The organism is Streptomyces sp. GbtcB7 (genome assembly GCF_019091445.1).
In the GTDB taxonomy this organism is placed as follows: Bacteria; Actinomycetota; Actinomycetes; order Streptomycetales; family Streptomycetaceae; genus Streptomyces; species Streptomyces mirabilis.
The window spans coordinates 584,055-602,057 of the sequence record NZ_JAGXJM010000001.1; the positions used below are offsets into that span (position 1 = coordinate 584,055).

An 18,003-nucleotide genomic window follows, 5' to 3' on the forward strand; every position below is an offset into this window, starting at 1 on the left:
CATGCCCGCCCACACCCGGCTGACCGGCGTGGTCGCCCACCCGGCGGAGAGGGACGGACGGGTCCGGGGTTCGACACCCCGGACCCGTTCACGCACGGCCGTTCACACGCAGCCGTTCACGCCCAGCCGTCCTCGGCCTAGTCGCGGGCCTTCGCGCCCCGCTCCTTGAGCATGTCCGCCATCAGCTGGATCTCCGACTGCTGCGCGTCGACCATGCCCTGCGCGAGCTTCTTCTCCACGCCGACCGTGCACTTCGCGACGCAGCCCTCGGCCATGTGGATGCCGCCCTTGTGGTGGTCGGTCATCAACTGCAGGTAGAAGACCTCCGCCTGCTTGCCGTTCAGCGTGTTCAGCTTCTTCATCTCGGTGTTGGTCGCCATGCCGGGCATCAGCGCGCCGTCCTTGCCGGACGCCATGTCGCCCATGCCCATCCACGTCATGGGCGCGTCCGCCGACACCTTCGGCAGCTCCCACAGATCGAGCCAGCCCAGCAGCATGCCGCGCTGATTGGCCTGCGTCTGCGCGATGTCGTACGCGAGCCGCCGTACTTCCACGTTGTCCGTACGGTCGCGCACGATGTACGACATCTCGACGGCCTGCTGGTGATGGACCGCCATGTCCCGCGCGAAACCCGCGTCCGCCGAGTCGGCCGACGGCACCTTCGTCCCCGAGGACCCCGAGCCGTCGCTCTCGGCGACCGCGTACGTGATCGCCCCGGCGGCCACCAGCACCGCCGCCGTGGTCCCCGCGATCCAGCCCACCTGGCGCATCTGGCTCACTGCGACAGACCGTTGGTGCAGGCGGCGCCCGGCTCGGGCGTCTGCTTGCCCTGCACGAACTCCGAGAAGAACTTGTCGACGTTCGGGTCGCTCGCGCTCGTCACCGTGCGCTGCTTGCCCCACGCGCTCAGCATGATCGGGTCCTTCTGGTCCTCGACGGGGCTCATCAGGGTGTACGGCGTCTTCTTGACCTTCGCTTCGAGCGCCTTCACGTCGGCGTCGGAGGCCTTGCTGTTGTACGTCACCCACACCGCGCCGTGCTCCAGCGAGTGCACGGCGTTCATGTTGTTGATCGCCTTGCCGTAGACGTCGCCGTTGCAGTTCATCCACACCGGGTTGTGGTTGCCGCCGACCGGGGGCTCCATCGGGTACTTCACGGTCTTGGTGACGTGATTGCGGGAGAGCGTCCCCGACCAGGTCTCCACGCCGTCCTTGCCCGTGACGAAGTGCCCCGAGCCACCCTTCGAGTCGCTCGCCGAGGTGCTGCTGTCGTCGGACTGCGACTTGACCAGGACGACACCGCCGACGACAAGACCGGCGACTATGACCGTGCTGGCCGTGATCGTGAGGATCCGGTTACGACGCTCCCGGGCACGCTCGGCCTTGCGCATCTCTTCTATGCGCGCCTTGCGCTGCGCGGAGGTGGTGTTCTTGGCGGAACCCATGGCGAGTCCTTATGGGGATGGGACGGTCGGGTCCGCTGATCGTAATGGGACGAGGGTGCTCAGTACGAAGGGAGGTCACAGAATGTCCAAAGGAGACACCCTGTGGCGCAGCCCCGCAAAGGTGGGAGGCGGCGCTGTTCGGATGATCCATGGATAATTTGAGCGGCAGATGCGTATTAACTACGCTGGCGGCATGAGGCTGCTGCGCTCCACCGACCTGGCCCTGCGTGTCCTGATGCGGCTCGCCGTCGCCGACGGGTCGACCCCCACCACCCGCGAGGTCGCCGCGGACATGGACGTCCCCTATACCCATGCCGCGAAGGTCGTCGCCGAGCTCCAGCACCTGGGACTGCTCGCGGCCCGCCGCGGCCGCGGCGGCGGCCTCGGCCTCACCGAAGCGGGGCGTACGGCTTCGGTCGGCGCGATCGTCCGCACCTTCGAGGGCGACGGTGACGTGGTCGACTGCGAGGGGGCCGCGCCCTGCCCGCTCCACACCGGCTGCCGACTGCGGGGTGCGCTGCGGCGGGCTCAGGAGGCGTTCTTCGCCTCGCTGGACCCACTGACGGTGGCGGACGTGGTCGCTGCGCCTACGGGGCCGCTGCTGCTGGGGATCTCCGGCAGACCGACCTCGGTTCTGACATCCGATAACGACTGACACTTGACGAAATCTGTCATCGGTCATCTGTCATCTGTCATCTGTCAGCTGACGTCTGATATCTGACATCTGAAGTCCGCCGGCTGCTATCTGCCGCCTGCCGTCAGTCATCCGTCATCCGTCATCCGCCTCAGCCCTGTGCAAGCCAGAGATCCGGCCCGAACACCTCGTAGTGAATGTCGGCCGGAGCCACCCCCTTGTCGATGAGCTGCCCCCGCACCGCCCGCATGAAGGGCAGCGGCCCGCACAGGTACGCGCGCGTGCCCGACGCGACGGCCACGGAGGAGAGGTCCGCGCGCCCGGGGCGGCCGGCGCCCTCGGCGTCCTGCTCGTACCAGAAGTGGACGGCGGCGTCCGCGAGCTTCGCCGCGTACGCCTCGTGGTCGGCGCGCAGCGCGTGGTCGGCGGGGGAGCGGTCGGCGTGGACGACCGTGACGGGGGCGTGGTGTCCGGTGAGCGCGAGCTGTTCCAGCATGGCGATCATCGGGGTGACGCCGATGCCGGCGGAGGCGAGCAGCACCGGCGCGTCCGTGTCGTCGAGCACCAGATCGCCGTACGGCGCGGAGAGCTCGATCGTGCTGCCGACGTGCACACGCGTGTGGAGGTGGTTGGACACCTCGCCGTCGGGGCCCGAGGCCTCGCCGTGCACCCGCTTGACGCCGATCTGCCGTACGGGGGAGCCGGGGGCGCTGGAGAGGCTGTACTGGCGTATCTGGTGGGCGCCGTCCGGCAGCTCGACGCGTACGGACACGTACTGGCCCGCCCGGAAGTCCGGCAGCGGCCCCCCGTCGGCCGGGCGCAGCCGGAAGGTGGCGACGTCGGCGGTCTCCTCGACGCGTTCCACGACCTCCCAGACCCGCCACCCACCCCTCCCGTCGCCGTGCTGGGCGTACAGCCGCCGCTCGATGGCGATGAGGGCGTTCGCCATCAGCCAGTAGACCTCGTCCCAGGCGGCCTCGACCTCGGGCGTGACCGCGTCGCCGAGGGCCTCGGCGATCGCCGCGAAGAGGTGCTCGCGCACGGTCGCGTACTGCTCGGGGGCGATCCCCAGGGAGGCGTGTTTGTGCGCGATGCGGTTCAGCAGCACGTCGGGGCGCTCGTCCGGCCGCTCGACGAGGTGGGTGGCGAAGGCGGCGATGGATCCCGCGAGGGCCCGGCGCTGGGTGCCGGAGGCCTGGTTGCCGCGGTTGAAGAGGTCGCGGAGCAGTTCCGGGTGGGCGGCGAAAAGCCTTTCGTAGAAGCGGTCGGCGATCTCGCCGATGGCGGCGCCGACGGCGGGGAGGGTGGCGCGCACCGTGGCGGCGGACGGCTCGGACAGCATGGGGACTCCTCAAGTGCCTGGGGCGGAACGTCAAGTGCCTGGGACGGAACGGGGGTTGCGGTCTCCGTTTCTGTCCCGCACAGTAATAAAACTTGCATCTAAGATGCAAATTAAAGCTCATGGGGAGAGAGTCTGGGGGTCGGCCATTACAGACAGGCGGATGAGCAGGCAGTATGGGCACCAGAGCAGGACACCTGCCGTACGCGAGGCGTTCAGACCGCGGTCGCCCGGGCGATCATGGTCCGCAACGCGCATGAAATGGTGTTGTGGTGGGATGCTCAGGTGCCCCGACCGTCCCCGAGGCGTGGGAGCAGGCGGCCTGACCAGCAAGGATGGGTGGAAGCGGAAGATGGACAAGCAGCAGGAGTTCGTGCTCCGGACACTGGAGGAGCGGGACATCCGGTTCGTTCGGCTGTGGTTCACGGACGTGCTGGGCTTCCTCAAGTCGGTGGCCGTGGCTCCGGCCGAGCTGGAGCAGGCCTTCGACGAGGGCATCGGCTTCGACGGCTCGGCCATCGAAGGCTTCGCCCGTGTGTACGAGTCCGACATGATCGCCAAGCCGGACCCGTCGACGTTCCAGGTGCTGCCGTGGCGCGCGGAGGCCCCCGGTACGGCCCGCATGTTCTGCGACATCCTGATGCCGGACGGCTCCCCGTCCTTCGCGGACCCGCGCTACGTCCTCAAGCGCGCCCTCGCGAAGACCTCCGACCTGGGCTTCACCTTCTACACCCACCCGGAGATCGAGTTCTTCCTGCTGAAGGACCGCCCGCTGGACGGCTCACGCCCGACCCCGGCCGACAACTCCGGCTACTTCGACCACACCCCGCAGAACGTCGGCATGGACTTCCGCCGCCAGGCGATCACCATGCTGGAGTCGATGGGCATCTCGGTCGAGTTCTCCCACCACGAGGGCGCCCCCGGCCAGCAGGAGATCGACCTGCGCTACGCCGACGCGCTCTCCACGGCCGACAACATCATGACGTTCCGCCTGGTCATGAAGCAGGTCGCGCTGGAGCAGGGCGTCCAGGCGACGTTCATGCCCAAGCCCTTCTCCGAGCACCCCGGCTCCGGCATGCACACGCACCTCTCCCTCTTCGAGGGCGACCGCAACGCGTTCTACGAGTCGGGCTCGGAGTACCAGCTTTCGAAGGTCGGCCGCTCCTTCATCGCGGGCCTGCTGAAGCACGCGGCGGAGATCTCCGCCGTCACCAACCAGTGGGTCAACTCCTACAAGCGCATCTGGGGCGGCTCGGAGCGCACCGCGGGCGCCGGCGGCGAGGCCCCCTCGTACATCTGCTGGGGCCACAACAACCGCTCCGCGCTCGTCCGCGTCCCGATGTACAAGCCCGGCAAGACCGGCTCCGCACGCGTCGAGGTCCGCTCCATCGACTCGGGCGCGAACCCGTACCTGGCCTACGCCCTGCTCCTGGCCGCCGGCCTGAAGGGCATCGAGGAGGGCTACGAGCTCCCGCCCGGCGCCGACGACGACGTCTGGGCCCTCTCCGACGCCGAGCGCCGCGCGATGGGCATCGAGCCCTTGCCCCAGAACCTCGGCGAGGCCCTCACCCTCATGCAGCGCAGCGAACTGGTCGCCGAGACCCTCGGCGAACACGTCTTCGACTTCTTCCTCCGCAACAAGAAGTCGGAGTGGGAGGAGTACCGCTCCGAGGTCACCGCCTTCGAGCTCCGCAAGAACCTGCCGGTGCTGTAAGCGCAGGTCAGAGCAGCTTTCCCGCCAGAACGGCACGTAGGGCCGACGGTCGCCGACCGTCGGCCCTACGGCGTTCACGGCGCCGCATCAGATCATGCGCCCCGCGTCTCGGAGTGGGCTCAGTTGGTGAAGGTGAAGTACTTCCAGGCGCCGTGCGTCGTGGAGTTGACGGAGTCGCCGGAGGAGCCGTTGATGTACGACGAGCGCATGCGGGCGCGCGCGCCGGACTCGCCCGCCGCCGCCAGGCGCACGGCCGACTTGCCGTTCGTGCCCAGGGCGAAGTACTCGGAGCCCGAGTCGTACCAGGAGCCCTGGTAGTACACCTGGTCTTGCAGCGTATGGCATGCAACTGGCAATTGAGGACTGGAATACCGCGGCTCGAGGGGCCGCTGCATATGGGATACATGGTGGCCACCCGCTACGCGGTTATGTAGCTTGCTCCCATGACCGACCACGCAAGGGGCAATGCCGCGTAGGCACCCATCAGCCCTGCGGGGCGAGGTCCCTGCCCGCCACGTGAGGCGGCGGCGGTACCCATCCATAGATCGCCTGTCAGGATCCTGCACGGCCGCTCTCGGCCGGCTCGAACGCGCCCGCTTCTGGCCCGAGGCCACGGCGGAAGCGTTCTGGCACTGGAAGGCCCTTGCCCACGGCCCGCTCAGACGCATCGCTGACCCGTTCACGGCGCAACGATGCGGCATCCCCGGCTGCTGCGACCCGGCCTACTTCCGCGATCACCTCGAAGCCGTTCTGCACGCCTTGCCCAAGAAGAGCTCCCGCGAGCTGCGCGCCCTCGTGTCGGCTCTCGACGACAAGATTTTGACGAGGGCCAAGGCCATCCAGGTCGACAACCTGGACGTGCCATGGTGGCGAGACCAGCTCTAGGCCGACAAGGGCGTGGTTTTGGCGGTGACCCGGGCGCGTAGGGTCTCGCGGACGGTGGGCCATTCGTCGGCGAGCAGGCTGTAGTACAGGGAGTCGCGGCGGGTGCCGTCCGGGCGGCGCATATGGCTGCGCAGGGTTCCTTCGTGGACCAGGCCGAGGCGGGCCAGGGCCTGCTGGGACCGCACGTTGAGGTTGTCGGTGCGCAGGGCCAGCCGAGCCAGGCGCAGGTCTTCGAAGGCGTGGGTGAACAGCAGCAGTTTGGACTCGACGTTGTAGGGGCCGCCCCAGCAGGAACGGTCGAACCAGGTCGCGCCGATCTCGGTGCGGCTCTCGGCCAGGTCGAGGTCGTACATGCTGGTCGAACCGATCACGGTGCCGTCGTCACGGCGCTGCACCGCGAAGCAGCGCCGCGTCGGGTCGGCGGTCATCTCGCCGAGCCACTCGCGCAGTTGGTCCACGGTCTCGGGTCGTGCCCGGGGCATCCACCGCCAGACCTCGGGGTCGGACGCCGACGGAAACAGAGCCTCGGCGTGGTCGGGAGACAGGCGGACGAGGCGGACGACACTGCCCTTAAGCGGCTGGTTGGTCACCGGAGCAGAATAGATCCGGTGACCAGTGACGATCTCCTTCTCACGAGCCTTCTCGCGGGTCTTCTCACGGGCCTCCTCGCTGGAACGCGACAGGGGTTGTACGGCGTCACGCCGTCACCTTCGTGAGGAACGCCGCCAGGTTCGTCACCGTTCGTCGGATCTTTTCCTCCAGCGTGAGTGACTCGTGGAGGCGGGCGCCGGCGCCCGCGTCCTTCTTGCCTCGTACGTACAGGGAGCAGGAGAGGTCGCTGCATATGTAGGCGCCGACCGAGTTGCCCTGCTGACCGGCCTTGCCCGCCTTCGGGGCGACCATCAGGGAGACGCCGCCGGTGTGGGTGGTCAGGCACATCGAGCACATGCTGCGCCGGGTCTGCCAGGAGCTGGGGCTGGGGCTGCGCAGGACCAGGGCCTTCGGGTGGCCGTTCAGTTCGAGGACGAGGTAGGCGCGTTCGGGGGACTGGGGATCTCGCCAGCCGAGGTAGTCGAGGTCGTCCCAGGGGTGGTCGGCCAGGTCGCGCGGGACGGACAGGCGCTTCGCCTCGCCCTTGGTGCAGTTCACGAACGCGGCGCGGATCTCTTGTTCGGTCAGCGGCTTCATGAGAGGCATGGTAAATTGCCTAAAGGTGTTAGGCAAATACATGAGTCATTGTGGTGAATGGGAGGAAGGTTATGGCGCGCGTCGGGCTGACCACGGAACGTCTGGTCCTCGCGGGGGCGGAGCTGGCCGACGAGGTGGGCTTCGATCAGGTGACCGTCTCGGAGCTCGCCAGACGCTTCGACGTGAAGGTCGCGAGCCTGTACTCGCACGTGAAGAACTCCCAGGACCTCAAGACCCGGATCGCCCTGCTCGCCCTGGAGGAACTCGCCGACCGGGGCGCCGCCGCGCTGGCCGGACGAGCCGGCAAGGACGCCCTGGCCGCTCTCGCGAACGTCTACCGCGACTACGCCCGGGAGCATCCCGGCCGCTATGCCGCCGCCCAGTTCAGGCTCGATCCGGCAACGGCCGCCGCCAGCGCCGGTGGGCGGCACGCGCAGATGACGCGGGCGATCCTGCGTGGCTACGCGCTGACGGAGCCGGACCAGACACACGCCGTCCGGCTGCTGGGCAGCTTCTTCCACGGCTACGTCAGCCTGGAGATGGGGGGAGGGTTCAGCCACAGCGCCCCCGACACGCAGGAGACCTGGGTGCGGATGCTGGACGCCCTCGACGCGCTGCTGCGGAACTGGCCCGCGAGCGCAGCGGCGACAGCAGCCACGGCAACAACAGCAACCGCGCCCGCGTCCGCCCCCTGATCGTCCCGCCGGAATCGTCCCTCCTGTCGATTCCGGCGCCCGAGAGTTTTGATGGAGACACCGAGGCCATGACCGCCGACCACGACTGGATCACCACACCCGTCACCGCCGACCTCCTGCGCGGCGCCCTGGACCTGGAACCCACCGAACGCGGTGTCCTCCCGCACCGGCTGCCCGCCCGGGCCCGCAGGCAGATCCCCGACGAACAGCTCGCCCTGGCCGAGGCCCAGCCCTCCGGCGTACGGCTGGTCTTCCGTACCCGGGCCACCGCCGTCGAGCTGGACACGTTGCCCACCAAGCTCGTCTACGTGGGTGCGCCGCCCCGCCCGGACGGGGTGTACGAGTTGGTCGTCGACGGCCGGCCGGCGGGGCAGGCGAGCGTGATCGGCGGCAACGCGATGACCGTCGACATGGCCACCGGAGCTGCCTCGACCCGGCCGGGAGCGGTCGGTACCCTCCGTTTCGACGGTCTGTCCGACGGCGTCAAGGACGTCGAGATCTGGCTGCCGTACAACGAGACCACCGAACTCGTCGCCCTGCGCACCGACGCCCCCGTCGAGCCCGCGCCGGACCGGGGACGCAAGGTGTGGCTGCATCACGGCAGCTCGATCAGCCATGGTTCCAGCGCCGCCGGGCCCACCTCCACCTGGCCCGCGCTCGCCGCCTCCCTCGCCGGTGTGGAACTGATCAACCTGGGGCTGAGCGGGAGCGCTGTGCTCGATCCGTTCACCGCGCGGGCCATGAGGGACACCGCCGCCGACCTGATCAGCGTCAAGATCGGGATCAACCTGGTCAACACCGATGCGATGCGGTTGCGTGCCTTCGGCCCGGCGGTGCACGGCTTTCTCGACACCGTCCGTGACGGGCATCCCACCACGCCGCTGCTGGTCGTCTCGCCTCTTCTCTGTCCCATCCATGAGGACACGCCCGGGCCCACCGCCCCGGACCTCTCCGATATCGGTGCGGGGCGGCTGCGGTTCCTGGCCGTGGGGGATCCGGCGGAGCGCGCGAGCGGGAAACTGACGTTGCGTGTCATCCGCGACGAGCTGGCCCGGATCGTGGAGCAGCGGGCGGCCGAGGATCCGAACCTGCACCACCTGGACGGCCTGGACCTCTACGGCGAGGCCGACTTCGCCGAGTTGCCGCTGCCCGACCAGCTCCACCCGGACGCCGCCACCCATCGCCGTATCGGCGAACGCTTCGCCAAGCTGGCCTTCACCGCCCAGGGCGCGTTCGCCTAGTTCACGTACGCCTTCGCCTGGTTCACGTACGCCGTCGGCTAGTTCACGTACGCGGGAGACACCGCCGCGGTGCTGATGCGGCGCGGCTTTCCCGTGCCGTCGGACGGGACGGTGTAGAGGTCGGCTCCATAGTCGCCGGGGAGGGCGTAGACGATCGTGCGGTCGTCGCGCCAGACCACCTGGTCGTCGACGCTGCGGGGCTCGGCCAGCGGGGTTTCGCGCATCGTGCGCAGGTCGAGGACGTACAGGTGCCAGGGGGCGTCCTTCGACAGGCCCGGCACGCGCTTCTTGTAGGCGACGCGCGTGCCGTCGGGGGAGAGGGACGGGCATTCGACGTTGGTGTGGAGGGTCGTGAGGGTGCGGGCCCGTAGGTCTCCACGGACCAGGTACGTCCTGCCCTTCGTCGCCAGCGTCGCGTAGAACGTGCGGTCGTCGGCCGCGAACGTGACGCCCCAGAAGTTGACGTCCGCCGCGTGGTACGTCCTGCCGTCCTTCACGACGCGGAACGCCTCCAAGGAGGGGGTCAGTTTCCCCGTTCTCGTGTCCACGATCGCCGCGCGCGTGGAGAAGTTCGTACCCGCGTACGAGTCGCCGCCGACGAAGGCCGTCCACGCGGCGTACCGGCCGCTGGGGGAGACGCGGGCGCGGGACGGGATGCCGGGGACGTCGTAGCGGGCCGTCTCGCGCAGGCGCGTGTCGAGGATGACGGCCCGGTAGGTGTCCTGGACCGGGCCGTGCACCGACTGGAGGCAGACGCCGGTGCCCGCGGCCGCGTAGAAGCGGAGGCATTTGACCTTCGACGCCGTGCGGGGCCCCGAGGGGTTCGATGCCGGGACCGTCGTCAGTTCGTCGCGGTGCGGGCCCCAGGCCATGTTCCGGAAGATCATGCGGCTCCCGGACCCGGTGGCGAGCGCGACCGTGCCCGTGGTGATCCTCGGGCCGCCGGGCTGGGTCTGGTTCTTGCGGTCCGCGCGGACCGAGGCGTGCAGCACGGAGGCCGTGGCCACGCCCGCCAGGACGACCAGCGCCGAGATCAGGACCAGGATGCGGGTACGGAGGGTCATGCGAGGCCTTCTGAAGGGGCAGCGGAGGGAGTGGGACGGCGGAGTGTGAGCGCGAACAGGGCGCAGAGCGCCAGCGCCACCGTCGACGCCGTGAGCGCCGTACGGTCGCCCCAAGCCGTCCACGCCGCGCCGAAGCCGAGCGAGCAGACGAAACGGGCCAGGGCCTGGCCGGTCTGGACGAGGGCGAGACCGGACGAGCGCAGTTCCTCGGGCACGCTCTCCGAGGCCACCGCCATCAGTACGCCGTCGGTGGCGGCGTAGAAGCAGCCGTGCAGGAGCAGGACGGCGTACGGCAGTGCCGTTCCGTGCCAGGAGGTGAGCAGGAGGGCGTACGCGAGGAGCAGGGCGCCGTGGCCGGCCAGGAACACCCGCCAGCGGCCGACCCGGTCCGCGAGGCGGCCGAGTGGGACGGCCAGGAGCAGGAAGGCCGCCGCCGTGCCGAGGGGCAGCAGCGCGAACCAGCGGTCCGGTACGCCCAGGCGCCGCTGGAGGAGCAGGTAGACGAAGGAGTCGCTGACCGTCGCGAGGCCCAGGAGGAGCGCGCAGAGGGTGACGCGGCGCAGGTCGGGGCGGGCGAGGAGAGCGAGGGCCGCGCGCAGGGTGGGGCGAGGTGCGGTGTCCCCGGAGATTCCCTGCGGTGCCGTCCCTGTCGCTTGCGAACGAGCGCCGTCGGGACCGGACTTCGTACGAGCGCCGTCGGGACCGGACTTCGTACGAGCGCTGTCCGGACCGGACTTCGTACGAGCACGGTGCGCACCGTTCGGCACGAACAGCACCAGGACCAGTACGCCCACCACCGCCACGCAGAAGCTCACCGTGAACACCGCGTCGTACCCGTCGACCGTGGCCCGCAGGATCAGGAAGGCCACGAGGGGACCGAACAGCGCGCCCGCCGTGTCCATCGCCCGGTGCACGCCGAACGCGCGCCCCCGTGTCTCCGGCGTGCTCGACAGCGAGATCAGCGCGTCGCGCGGGGCCGTGCGCAGGCCCTTGCCGGTGCGGTCGGCGGCCAGGATCAGGCCGATCGGGGTGAGCGTGTGGGCCAGGAGCAGTAGGGGCTTGCAGGCCGCCGAGAGGGCGTAGCCGAAGCCCGCCACCCATTTGTGGCGGCCGCCGCCGCGGTCGGCCAGGTGGCCCCCGATCAGCCGGACGAGTGCCGAGAAGCCGTTGTAGATGCCGTCCAGGAGACCGAAGCCCAGCGGGGACAGGCCGAGGCCCGTCACCAGGTACAGGGGCAGTACCGCCGTGACCATCTCCGACGATACGTCGGTGATGAGACTGACCGCGCCGAGCGCCAGCACCGTGGGCGCGACCGCGGCACGGCGCCGTCCGGCACGAGGCCGGACGGCGCCTTCCGCGGACGCCGCACTCGTGGAGGCGCGGCTGTCCGCCACGTACATCTCAGGACGTCCAGATGCCGGTGATGTCCTTGCCGGAGGCGGCGTTGCCCGCGTGTGTCGACAGGCCCTGCGAGTCCTCCAGGGTGCGCAGCAGGTCGTAGTGGTTGTAGGTGGTCGAGCTGGTGGATCCCGCGGTCACCTGCTGGCCGTAGAACACGGTCGGGATCTTGTTGCCACTGAGCCGGTTGTCCTCGTCGAAGGTGACGACGAGCAGGCTGTTGTGGGTCTTGGCCCAGGTCGCGTACGCGCCCAGCTTGTTCTTCAGCCAGGTGTCACCGGTCGACACCGAGCAGTCGTGCATGTCGCTGCACAGGTTGGGGACCACGAAGGAGACCTGCGGAAGCGTCGTGTAGTCCGTCGGGAACTGGGTGAAGGTCTTCGCGGTCGACGTCGGTACGTTGCTGAAGCCGAACCACGGGTTGTGCTTCTGCGCGTAGTTGCCGCTGCTGCACGTCGTGGAGCCCTGGCTGGGCAGCGTCTCGTTGTAGCTGGCCCAGGTCCTGCCCGCCGCGATCACCTCGGAGGCGAGGTTCGCGGCGGAGGAGAAGCCGGGGGTGACACAGCTGTCGTCGGTGACGCCCTGGGTGGAGCCGGAGAAGAGGGCGTAGTAGTTGGGCTGGCTCGGGTGCGTCTCGGCGTACGACGAGGTGAGGTTGGCGCCGCCGGTCTTGAGCGAGTTGATGTACGGGGCGCTGGAGGAGCCGATCACCTGGCTGTACGCGTGGTTCTCGAAGACCACGACGACCACGTGGTCCGGGGTCGGCACCCCGGCCGCGGCGTGCGCGGTGGTGGAGCCGCCGAGGCCGGTCCACAGGCCCACCGCGGCTGCGGTGAAGGCGAGGGCGGACGCCACGACGGCACGACTGCGGCGGTACACGGTTCTGCCGGACACTTCAGACCTCCGGTGGGGGGGGAAGGCGACGGTGGCGGTGCGGACAGAGCATGCTCACGCCAACATTCCCCTGCGCCAAGCCACCCAACCGGCGGGGTGAAGACCTGATGAACTGCTTACCTCCCGGCCTGCGCGGTCGCCGGCACCCCGCTCGCCTTCTTACTTTTCTTACCCTCCTCGCAGCTCGCGCGGACCACATCCGAGGACACCTCCTACGGAAGCCGATTCCGGCGCGGGGCGCCACCGCGGGGACCGGGGTTAGGCTCGGGCTCGTACGACCTTGATCGGACCGGTCGTGCGACCTGATCCGACGGGAGGGCCCAGGATGATGGCGCCGGGGCGCAGGAGCAGTACCTTCACGCGGCTGCTGCGACACGGCTTCACCGATCCGTCGGCCGCCGAGCGCCTCCTGGACGGCGCGGAGCTCGAGCCCATACGGTCCGATCCGGTGCTCCTCGACGCGCTCGGCGCCACCGCCGATCCCGATCTCGCGCTGCTCGGGCTCGTCCGGCTCGTCGAGGCGCAGGACGGCCACATCGCCGAGCGGGAACTCCTCGACACCCTGATCGCGGCCAAGCCGCTGCGCGACCGGCTGCTCGGCGTCCTCGGTGCCTCCGCCGCCCTCGCCGACCACCTCGCCCGGCACCCGAGCGACTGGCAGGCGCTCGTGACGTACGAGCCACAGGACCTCCACCCCGGGGTGCGGGAGTTCGAGCGGGGGCTGGCGCAGGCGACCGATCCCGTCGCCCTGCGCGTCGCCTACCGGCGCTGCCTGCTGTCCATCGCCGCACGCGACGTGTGCGGCACCACCGACCTCGCCCAGACCGCCGCCGAACTCGCCGACCTCGCCACGGCCACCCTGCGCGCCGCGCTCGCCATCGCCGGCAGGGCCGCGCCCGACGACGCCGCGCTGTGCCGGCTCGCGGTGGTCGCGATGGGGAAGTGCGGGGGGCACGAGCTGAACTACGTGTCCGACGTCGATGTCATCTTCGTGGGGGAGGCGGTGGACGGGGCTGACGAGCGCAAGGCGCTGCAGGCCGCCACCCGGCTCGCCTCCCACATGATGCGGATCTGTTCCGAGACCACCGTCGAGGGCAGCATCTGGCCCGTCGACGCGAATCTGCGGCCCGAGGGGCGGAACGGGCCGCTGGTACGGACCCTGAGCAGTCACCTCGCCTACTACCAGCGGTGGGCCAAGACCTGGGAGTTCCAGGCGCTGTTGAAGGCGCGGCCCGTGGCCGGGGACCTTGGACTCGGCGAGGAGTACGTGGCCACGCTGGCGCCCCTGGTGTGGCACGCCGCCGAGCGGGAGAACTTCGTCGCCGACGTACAGAAGATGCGGCGGCGGGTCGTGGAGAACATCCCCGTCGCCGAGATCGAGCGCGAGCTGAAACTCGGACCGGGAGGACTGCGCGATGTCGAATTCGCCGTGCAGCTCCTCCAGTTGGTGCACGGGCGGGCCGACACCTCGCTGCGCAGCGGGACCACGCTGGACGCGTTGAAGGCACTCGCGGCCGGCGGCTATGTCGGGCGGGCCGACGCCGTGCAGCTCGACGAGGCCTATCGCTTCCTGCGGTCCATGGAGCACCGGATACAGCTCTACCGGCTGCGGCGGACCCATCTGGTGCCCGAGGACGATGCCGATCTGCGGCGCATCGGGCGGTCGCTCGGGCTTCGGGCCGATCCCGTCGTCGAGCTGAACCGTGAGTGGAAGCGGCACGCGGCTGTCGTACGGCGGCTGCACGAGAAGTTGTTCTACCGGCCGCTGCTGGACGCCGTGGCCCAACTCGCCCCGGGCGAGAGCCGGCTGAGTCCGAACGCGGCGCGGGAGCGGCTCGTCGCCCTCGGGTACGCCGATCCGGCCGCGGCGCTGCGGCATTTGGAGGCGCTGGCTTCCGGGGTCTCGCGGAAGGCCGCGATCCAGCGGACCCTGCTGCCCGTGCTGTTGGGGTGGTTCGCGGATTCCGCCGAACCCGACGCCGGGTTGCTGAACTTCCGCAAGGTGTCGGACGCCCTGGGCAAGTCCCCTTGGTATCTGCGGCTGTTGAGGGACGAAGGGGCCGCGGCGGAGAACCTGGCGCGGGTGCTGTCGGCCGGGCGGCTCGCCCCGGACCTGCTGATGCGGGCGCCGGAGGCCGTCGCGCTGCTCGGTGACGGGGACGGGGGCGGGCTCGAACCGCGCAGCCGTGCCCATCTGGAGCAGGAGATCCTCGCCGCGGTGAGGCGGGCCGACGGGGGCGAGCAGGCGGTGACCGCCGCGCGTGGTGTGCGGCGGCGGGAGCTGTTCCGTACGGCCGCCGCGGACATCGTCGCCTCGTACGGCACCGAGGAGACGCCGGCCGTCGCCGATCAGGGCGCGCTGGTGGATCAGGTGGGCGGGGCCGTGTCCGACCTGACGGCGGCGACGCTGGCGGGGACCCTGCGGGCCGTGGTGCGGGACAGATGGGGGGACACGCTGCCCACGCGGTTCGCCGTCATCGGGATGGGGCGGTTCGGGGGGCACGAGCTCGGTTACGGGTCCGATGCGGACGTGCTGTTCGTGCATGAGCCCCGGGAGGGTGTCGACGAGCAGGAGGCATCCCGGGCGGCCAACGCGGTTGTCTCGGAGATGCGGCGGTTGCTTCAGGTCTCCAGCGCGGATCCGCCCTTGCTGATCGACGCCGATCTGCGGCCCGAGGGGAAGTCCGGGCCTTTGGTGCGGACGCTGAACTCCTATGAGGCCTACTACCGGCGGTGGTCGTTGGTGTGGGAGTCGCAGGCCCTCTTGCGGGCCGAGATCGTCGCGGGGGACGAGGACCTGGGGCGGCGGTTCATCGAACTGGTCGATCCGTTGCGGTATCCCGCGGAGGGTCTCGGTGACGACGCCGTACGGGAGATCCGGCGGCTGAAGGCCCGGATGGAGTCGGAGCGGATGCCCCGCGGGGCCGATCCGACGCTGCACACCAAGCTGGGGCGGGGCGGGCTGTCCGACGTGGAGTGGACCGTGCAGCTGTTCCAGTTGCAGCACGGGTGGGTGGAGCCGGGGCTGCGGACCACTCGGACACGGGAGGCGCTGGGCGCGGCGTGCGCGGCGGAGCTGGTGTCCGGGGAGGACGCGGCCATCCTGGACGAGGCGTGGGTGCTGGCCACGCGGGTGCGCAACGCGGTGATGCTGGTGCGGGGGCGGGCCGGGGACACGTTTCCCTCCGACGGGCGTGAACTTGCCGCGGTCGGACGGTACCTGGGGTACGGACCCGGTCATGTCGGCGACATGCTCGAGGACTACCGGCGGACCACTCGGCGGGCTCGGGCCGTCGTGGAAGTGCTGTTCTACGGGGCGTGAGCCCTGGGGGCCTGCCCGCGCGGTGGGCGGGTCGGGGCCGTGCCGGTACGTCAGCCCGTCGCCGCCGGATCAGGCGTTGCCCTGTGAGGAGCCGCTTCCAGGCCCGGACGTAAGCGACGGGCTTTGACGTACCGGCACGGCCCCTTCCGTTCGGGGGCGGGTGCGGGTGGCTGCCACTCCGGCCAGGACCACCGCCATGCCCGCCAGGGTGCGGGGGCCGAGCGTCTCGTTCAGGACCAGGGCGCCGAGCGTCACCGAGACCACGGGGAGCAGGTAGCCGACCGTGGCCGCGCTGGTGGGGCCCTCTTCGGCGATCATGCGGTAGTTGAGGTAGAAGGTCAGGCCGGTGGAGAAGACGCCGAGGACGGTGACCGCCAGCAGGGCCGTGCTGTCGGGGTGGGTGGGGGCCGCCGTGGGGAGGGTCAGGGTCGTCCACGCCGTGGCCATGAGGAGTTGGGCCGCCGATACGGCCAGGGGCGCGCCGCGGGGGGTGAGGTGGCGGGCCATGTAGGTGAAGGCGATCGCATAGCTCGCCGCGGCGGCCAGGAGGGCTCCGGCGCCCCAGCCGGCCAGGCCGTCGTGCTGCCAGGGGGCGAAGATCAGCAGCACGCCCGCGAAGCCGAGGAACAGGCCGGTCAGGCGGAGGGGGTGGAGGGCGCGGTCCGTGCCGAGAACCGCGCCCAGGAGGAGCGACCAGAGGGGAGTCGTCGCGTTCATGACGCCCGCGATCCCCGAGTCGACCGTCTGCTCGCCGAGCGCGAAGAGGGCGAAGGGGATCGCGTTGCAGAACAGCGCCGCGACGGTCACATGGAGCCAGAGGGCGCGGGAGCGGGGGAGGCGCTGGTGCGCCCCGCGGGCCAGGAGCAGGAGGACCGCCGTGCCCAGGGCGCAGCGCGTGAGGGTGAGGTGGGCGGGGGACAGGCCGTGGTCCAGGGCCACCTTGATCCAGAGGAAGCCGGAGCCCCAGAGGAGCGCCAGGGTGGCCATGCGGAGAGAGGAACGGAGAGAAGAACGGAGGGGGGAGGCGGCTTGGGCGCTTGGCATGCGTCCTACGGTCCTTGGGGTTTGAGTTGAGGACAAGTGAAGTGTTTTGCATGCACTGTTAAGGTGTGCTTCATGCTTGATGTGCGGCGTATGCAGGTGCTGCGGGCTGTGGTCAGCAGCGGGTCGGTGACGGCGGCCGCGGCGGATCTGGGGTACACGCCGTCCGCCGTCAGTCAGCAGATCGGGGCGCTGGAGAAGCAGGCGGGGACCGAGCTGCTGGAGCGGGTCGGGCGCGGGGTGCGGCCCACCGCGGCGGGGCTGCTGCTGACCGAGTACGCGGACGCCATCGGCCGGCAGGTCGCCGAGGCGGAGACCGCCCTCGCGGATCTGCGGGCGGGGCGGACGGGGCGGCTTGCGGTGCGGTACTTCGCCACGGCCGGGGCCGCGCTGGTCGCTCCCGCCGTTGCGCGGTTTCGGCGTGAGCACCCCGGCGTGCGGGTGGAGTTGAAGCTGATCGATGTGGAGGATCCGCTGCCCGACGTGAAGGAGGGGCGGGCCGATCTCGCCCTCGTGGTGCGGGCCGACGATATCGGTCCCGAGGGCATACGGCTCGTACGTCTGCTCGATGATCCGTACCGGGTCGTGCTGCCCAGGGGGCATCGGCTCGCGGGGCGGCGGCTGCTCGAACTGGCGGAGCTGGCGGATGAGCCGTGGGTCGGGAGCGAGTGGCCGGGGCCCTGTCTCGACGCCCAGCTGGACGCCTGTGCGACTGCCGGGTTCCGGCCCTCGTTCGCGGTGCAGAGCGAGGACTACGCCACCGCTCAGGGATTCGTGGCGGCCGGGCTCGGAGTGAGTCTGATTCCCCGGCTCGGGCTGGGGAGCCGGCACCCTGGTGTGGTGGTGCGGAAGGTGCGCGCTCCTGAGCCGGTGCGGGTCCTCTACGCGGCGGTACGGGAGGCGGGTCCCGGCGCGGCCGAACGGCCGGCACTGCGCGGACTGCTGGACGCGCTGCGGGGCGCGGCCCACCCCGACCGGTGACGGCCCACCCCGACCGGTGACGGCCCACCCCGACCGGTGACGGCCCACCCCGAGTGGTGACGGCTCACGCCGGGCTCCAGGTGCTGGAGGGTCGCGAGACGGGACGTATCGCTCCGGGGGACGTCGAACGGGCCCGTCGGTCACCGACGGGCCCGTTCGACGA

The 18,003-nt window shown here is 70.4% G+C and carries 16 protein-coding genes and 1 pseudogene; 7 read left to right on the forward strand and 10 right to left on the reverse strand.

Annotated features, from left to right (window positions below):
* Positions 1 to 137 precede the first annotated feature (137 nt).
* Entirely contained in the window at positions 138 to 770 is a 633-nt protein-coding gene (locus KVT44_RS02635) for a DUF305 domain-containing protein (protein ID WP_097226129.1), read from the reverse strand.
* Between the two features lie 5 nt (positions 771 to 775).
* A complete protein-coding gene (locus KVT44_RS02640) occupies positions 776 to 1,444 on the reverse strand; it encodes a DUF3105 domain-containing protein (protein WP_099923020.1) in 669 nt (222 codons plus the stop codon).
* 193 nt (positions 1,445 to 1,637) lie between these two features.
* On the opposite strand from KVT44_RS02640, the gene KVT44_RS02645 reads away from it, so the two are divergent.
* A complete protein-coding gene (locus tag KVT44_RS02645; protein WP_217565907.1) occupies positions 1,638 to 2,099 on the forward strand; it encodes an Rrf2 family transcriptional regulator in 462 nt (153 codons plus the stop codon).
* Between the two features lie 130 nt (positions 2,100 to 2,229).
* Here the strand turns inward: KVT44_RS02645 and KVT44_RS02650 are convergent, their stop codons facing one another.
* Positions 2,230 to 3,420: a globin domain-containing protein gene (locus KVT44_RS02650; RefSeq protein ID WP_217565908.1), complete on the reverse strand. Its 1,191-nt coding sequence runs from the start codon at positions 3,418 to 3,420 to the stop codon at positions 2,230 to 2,232.
* A gap of 349 nt (positions 3,421 to 3,769) precedes the next feature.
* On the opposite strand from KVT44_RS02650, the gene glnA reads away from it, so the two are divergent.
* Positions 3,770 to 5,131, forward strand: a complete 1,362-nt coding sequence (gene glnA / locus KVT44_RS02655) for a type I glutamate--ammonia ligase (RefSeq protein ID WP_054230834.1) — start codon at positions 3,770 to 3,772, stop codon at positions 5,129 to 5,131.
* Positions 5,132 to 5,250: 119 nt separating this feature from the next.
* Here glnA and KVT44_RS02660 read toward each other — a convergent pair.
* Positions 5,251 to 5,457: pseudogene (locus KVT44_RS02660) on the reverse strand (Ig-like domain repeat protein); the annotation flags it as partial.
* 190 nt (positions 5,458 to 5,647) lie between these two features.
* On the opposite strand from KVT44_RS02660, the gene KVT44_RS02665 reads away from it, so the two are divergent.
* Positions 5,648 to 6,016 carry a hypothetical protein gene (locus KVT44_RS02665; RefSeq protein ID WP_217565909.1) on the forward strand — a complete coding sequence of 123 codons (369 nt, stop codon included), beginning with the start codon at positions 5,648 to 5,650 and terminating at the stop codon, positions 6,014 to 6,016.
* Here KVT44_RS02665 and KVT44_RS02670 read toward each other — a convergent pair.
* Positions 6,013 to 6,606: a GNAT family protein gene (locus KVT44_RS02670; protein ID WP_308313895.1), complete on the reverse strand. Its 594-nt coding sequence runs from the start codon at positions 6,604 to 6,606 to the stop codon at positions 6,013 to 6,015. The genes KVT44_RS02665 and KVT44_RS02670 overlap by 4 nt on opposite strands.
* Before the next feature lie 106 nt (positions 6,607 to 6,712).
* Positions 6,713 to 7,204 carry an FBP domain-containing protein gene (locus KVT44_RS02675; RefSeq protein ID WP_190168559.1) on the reverse strand — a complete coding sequence of 164 codons (492 nt, stop codon included), beginning with the start codon at positions 7,202 to 7,204 and terminating at the stop codon, positions 6,713 to 6,715.
* A gap of 71 nt (positions 7,205 to 7,275) precedes the next feature.
* Here KVT44_RS02675 and KVT44_RS02680 point away from each other — a divergent pair, with 71 nt between their 5' ends.
* Together KVT44_RS02680 and KVT44_RS02685 are read left to right on the forward strand one after the other, a co-directional pair.
* Positions 7,276 to 7,899, forward strand: a complete 624-nt coding sequence (locus tag KVT44_RS02680; RefSeq protein WP_217565910.1) for a TetR/AcrR family transcriptional regulator — start codon at positions 7,276 to 7,278, stop codon at positions 7,897 to 7,899.
* Positions 7,900 to 7,967: 68 nt separating this feature from the next.
* Complete coding sequence (locus tag KVT44_RS02685; RefSeq protein WP_217565911.1) at positions 7,968 to 9,140, forward strand: GDSL-type esterase/lipase family protein; 1,173 nt, start codon at positions 7,968 to 7,970, stop codon at positions 9,138 to 9,140.
* A 38-nt stretch (positions 9,141 to 9,178) separates the two neighbouring features.
* On the opposite strand, the gene KVT44_RS02690 is transcribed toward KVT44_RS02685, so the two are convergent.
* Genes KVT44_RS02690 through KVT44_RS02700 form a run of 3 tightly spaced genes read right to left on the reverse strand, consistent with a single transcriptional unit; the run spans position 9,179 to position 12,496 of the window.
* Positions 9,179 to 10,204: a TolB-like translocation protein gene (locus KVT44_RS02690; protein ID WP_217565912.1), complete on the reverse strand. Its 1,026-nt coding sequence runs from the start codon at positions 10,202 to 10,204 to the stop codon at positions 9,179 to 9,181.
* Positions 10,201 to 11,604 (reverse strand): MFS transporter, encoded by a 1,404-nt coding sequence (locus KVT44_RS02695; RefSeq protein WP_190168556.1) that lies wholly within the window; start codon positions 11,602 to 11,604, stop codon positions 10,201 to 10,203. The genes KVT44_RS02690 and KVT44_RS02695 overlap by 4 nt, the downstream gene beginning before the upstream one ends.
* Position 11,605: 1 nt before the next feature.
* Positions 11,606 to 12,496, reverse strand: coding sequence for an alkaline phosphatase family protein (locus KVT44_RS02700; RefSeq protein WP_217565913.1), 891 nt, complete (start codon positions 12,494 to 12,496; stop codon positions 11,606 to 11,608).
* A gap of 325 nt (positions 12,497 to 12,821) precedes the next feature.
* Between KVT44_RS02700 and KVT44_RS02705 the strand changes: the two genes are divergently transcribed.
* Positions 12,822 to 15,818: a bifunctional [glutamine synthetase] adenylyltransferase/[glutamine synthetase]-adenylyl-L-tyrosine phosphorylase gene (locus KVT44_RS02705; RefSeq protein WP_217565914.1), complete on the forward strand. Its 2,997-nt coding sequence runs from the start codon at positions 12,822 to 12,824 to the stop codon at positions 15,816 to 15,818.
* A gap of 69 nt (positions 15,819 to 15,887) precedes the next feature.
* Here KVT44_RS02705 and KVT44_RS02710 read toward each other — a convergent pair whose 3' ends face one another.
* Positions 15,888 to 16,805 carry a DMT family transporter gene (locus KVT44_RS02710; RefSeq protein WP_217565915.1) on the reverse strand — a complete coding sequence of 306 codons (918 nt, stop codon included), beginning with the start codon at positions 16,803 to 16,805 and terminating at the stop codon, positions 15,888 to 15,890.
* Between the two features lie 129 nt (positions 16,806 to 16,934).
* On the opposite strand from KVT44_RS02710, the gene KVT44_RS02715 reads away from it, so the two are divergent.
* Positions 16,935 to 17,840 (forward strand): LysR family transcriptional regulator, encoded by a 906-nt coding sequence (locus KVT44_RS02715; RefSeq protein ID WP_190168553.1) that lies wholly within the window; start codon positions 16,935 to 16,937, stop codon positions 17,838 to 17,840.
* The last annotated feature ends 163 nt before the right edge of the window (positions 17,841 to 18,003 follow it).

Coding starts and splice junctions, on each gene's coding strand:
- KVT44_RS02635 (WP_097226129.1), bottom strand. CDS start 770: ATGCGCCAGGTGGGCTGGATCGCGGGGACCACGGCGGCGGTGCTGGTG.
- KVT44_RS02640 (WP_099923020.1), bottom strand. CDS start 1,444: ATGGGTTCCGCCAAGAACACCACCTCCGCGCAGCGCAAGGCGCGCATA.
- KVT44_RS02645 (WP_217565907.1), top strand. CDS start 1,638: ATGAGGCTGCTGCGCTCCACCGACCTGGCCCTGCGTGTCCTGATGCGG.
- KVT44_RS02650 (WP_217565908.1), bottom strand. CDS start 3,420: ATGCTGTCCGAGCCGTCCGCCGCCACGGTGCGCGCCACCCTCCCCGCC.
- glnA (WP_054230834.1), top strand. CDS start 3,770: ATGGACAAGCAGCAGGAGTTCGTGCTCCGGACACTGGAGGAGCGGGAC.
- KVT44_RS02675 (WP_190168559.1), bottom strand. CDS start 7,204: ATGAAGCCGCTGACCGAACAAGAGATCCGCGCCGCGTTCGTGAACTGC.
- KVT44_RS02680 (WP_217565910.1), top strand. CDS start 7,276: ATGGCGCGCGTCGGGCTGACCACGGAACGTCTGGTCCTCGCGGGGGCG.
- KVT44_RS02685 (WP_217565911.1), top strand. CDS start 7,968: ATGACCGCCGACCACGACTGGATCACCACACCCGTCACCGCCGACCTC.
- KVT44_RS02690 (WP_217565912.1), bottom strand. CDS start 10,204: ATGACCCTCCGTACCCGCATCCTGGTCCTGATCTCGGCGCTGGTCGTC.
- KVT44_RS02695 (WP_190168556.1), bottom strand. CDS start 11,604: ATGTACGTGGCGGACAGCCGCGCCTCCACGAGTGCGGCGTCCGCGGAA.
- KVT44_RS02705 (WP_217565914.1), top strand. CDS start 12,822: ATGATGGCGCCGGGGCGCAGGAGCAGTACCTTCACGCGGCTGCTGCGA.
- KVT44_RS02710 (WP_217565915.1), bottom strand. CDS start 16,805: ATGGCCACCCTGGCGCTCCTCTGGGGCTCCGGCTTCCTCTGGATCAAG.
- KVT44_RS02715 (WP_190168553.1), top strand. CDS start 16,935: ATGCTTGATGTGCGGCGTATGCAGGTGCTGCGGGCTGTGGTCAGCAGC.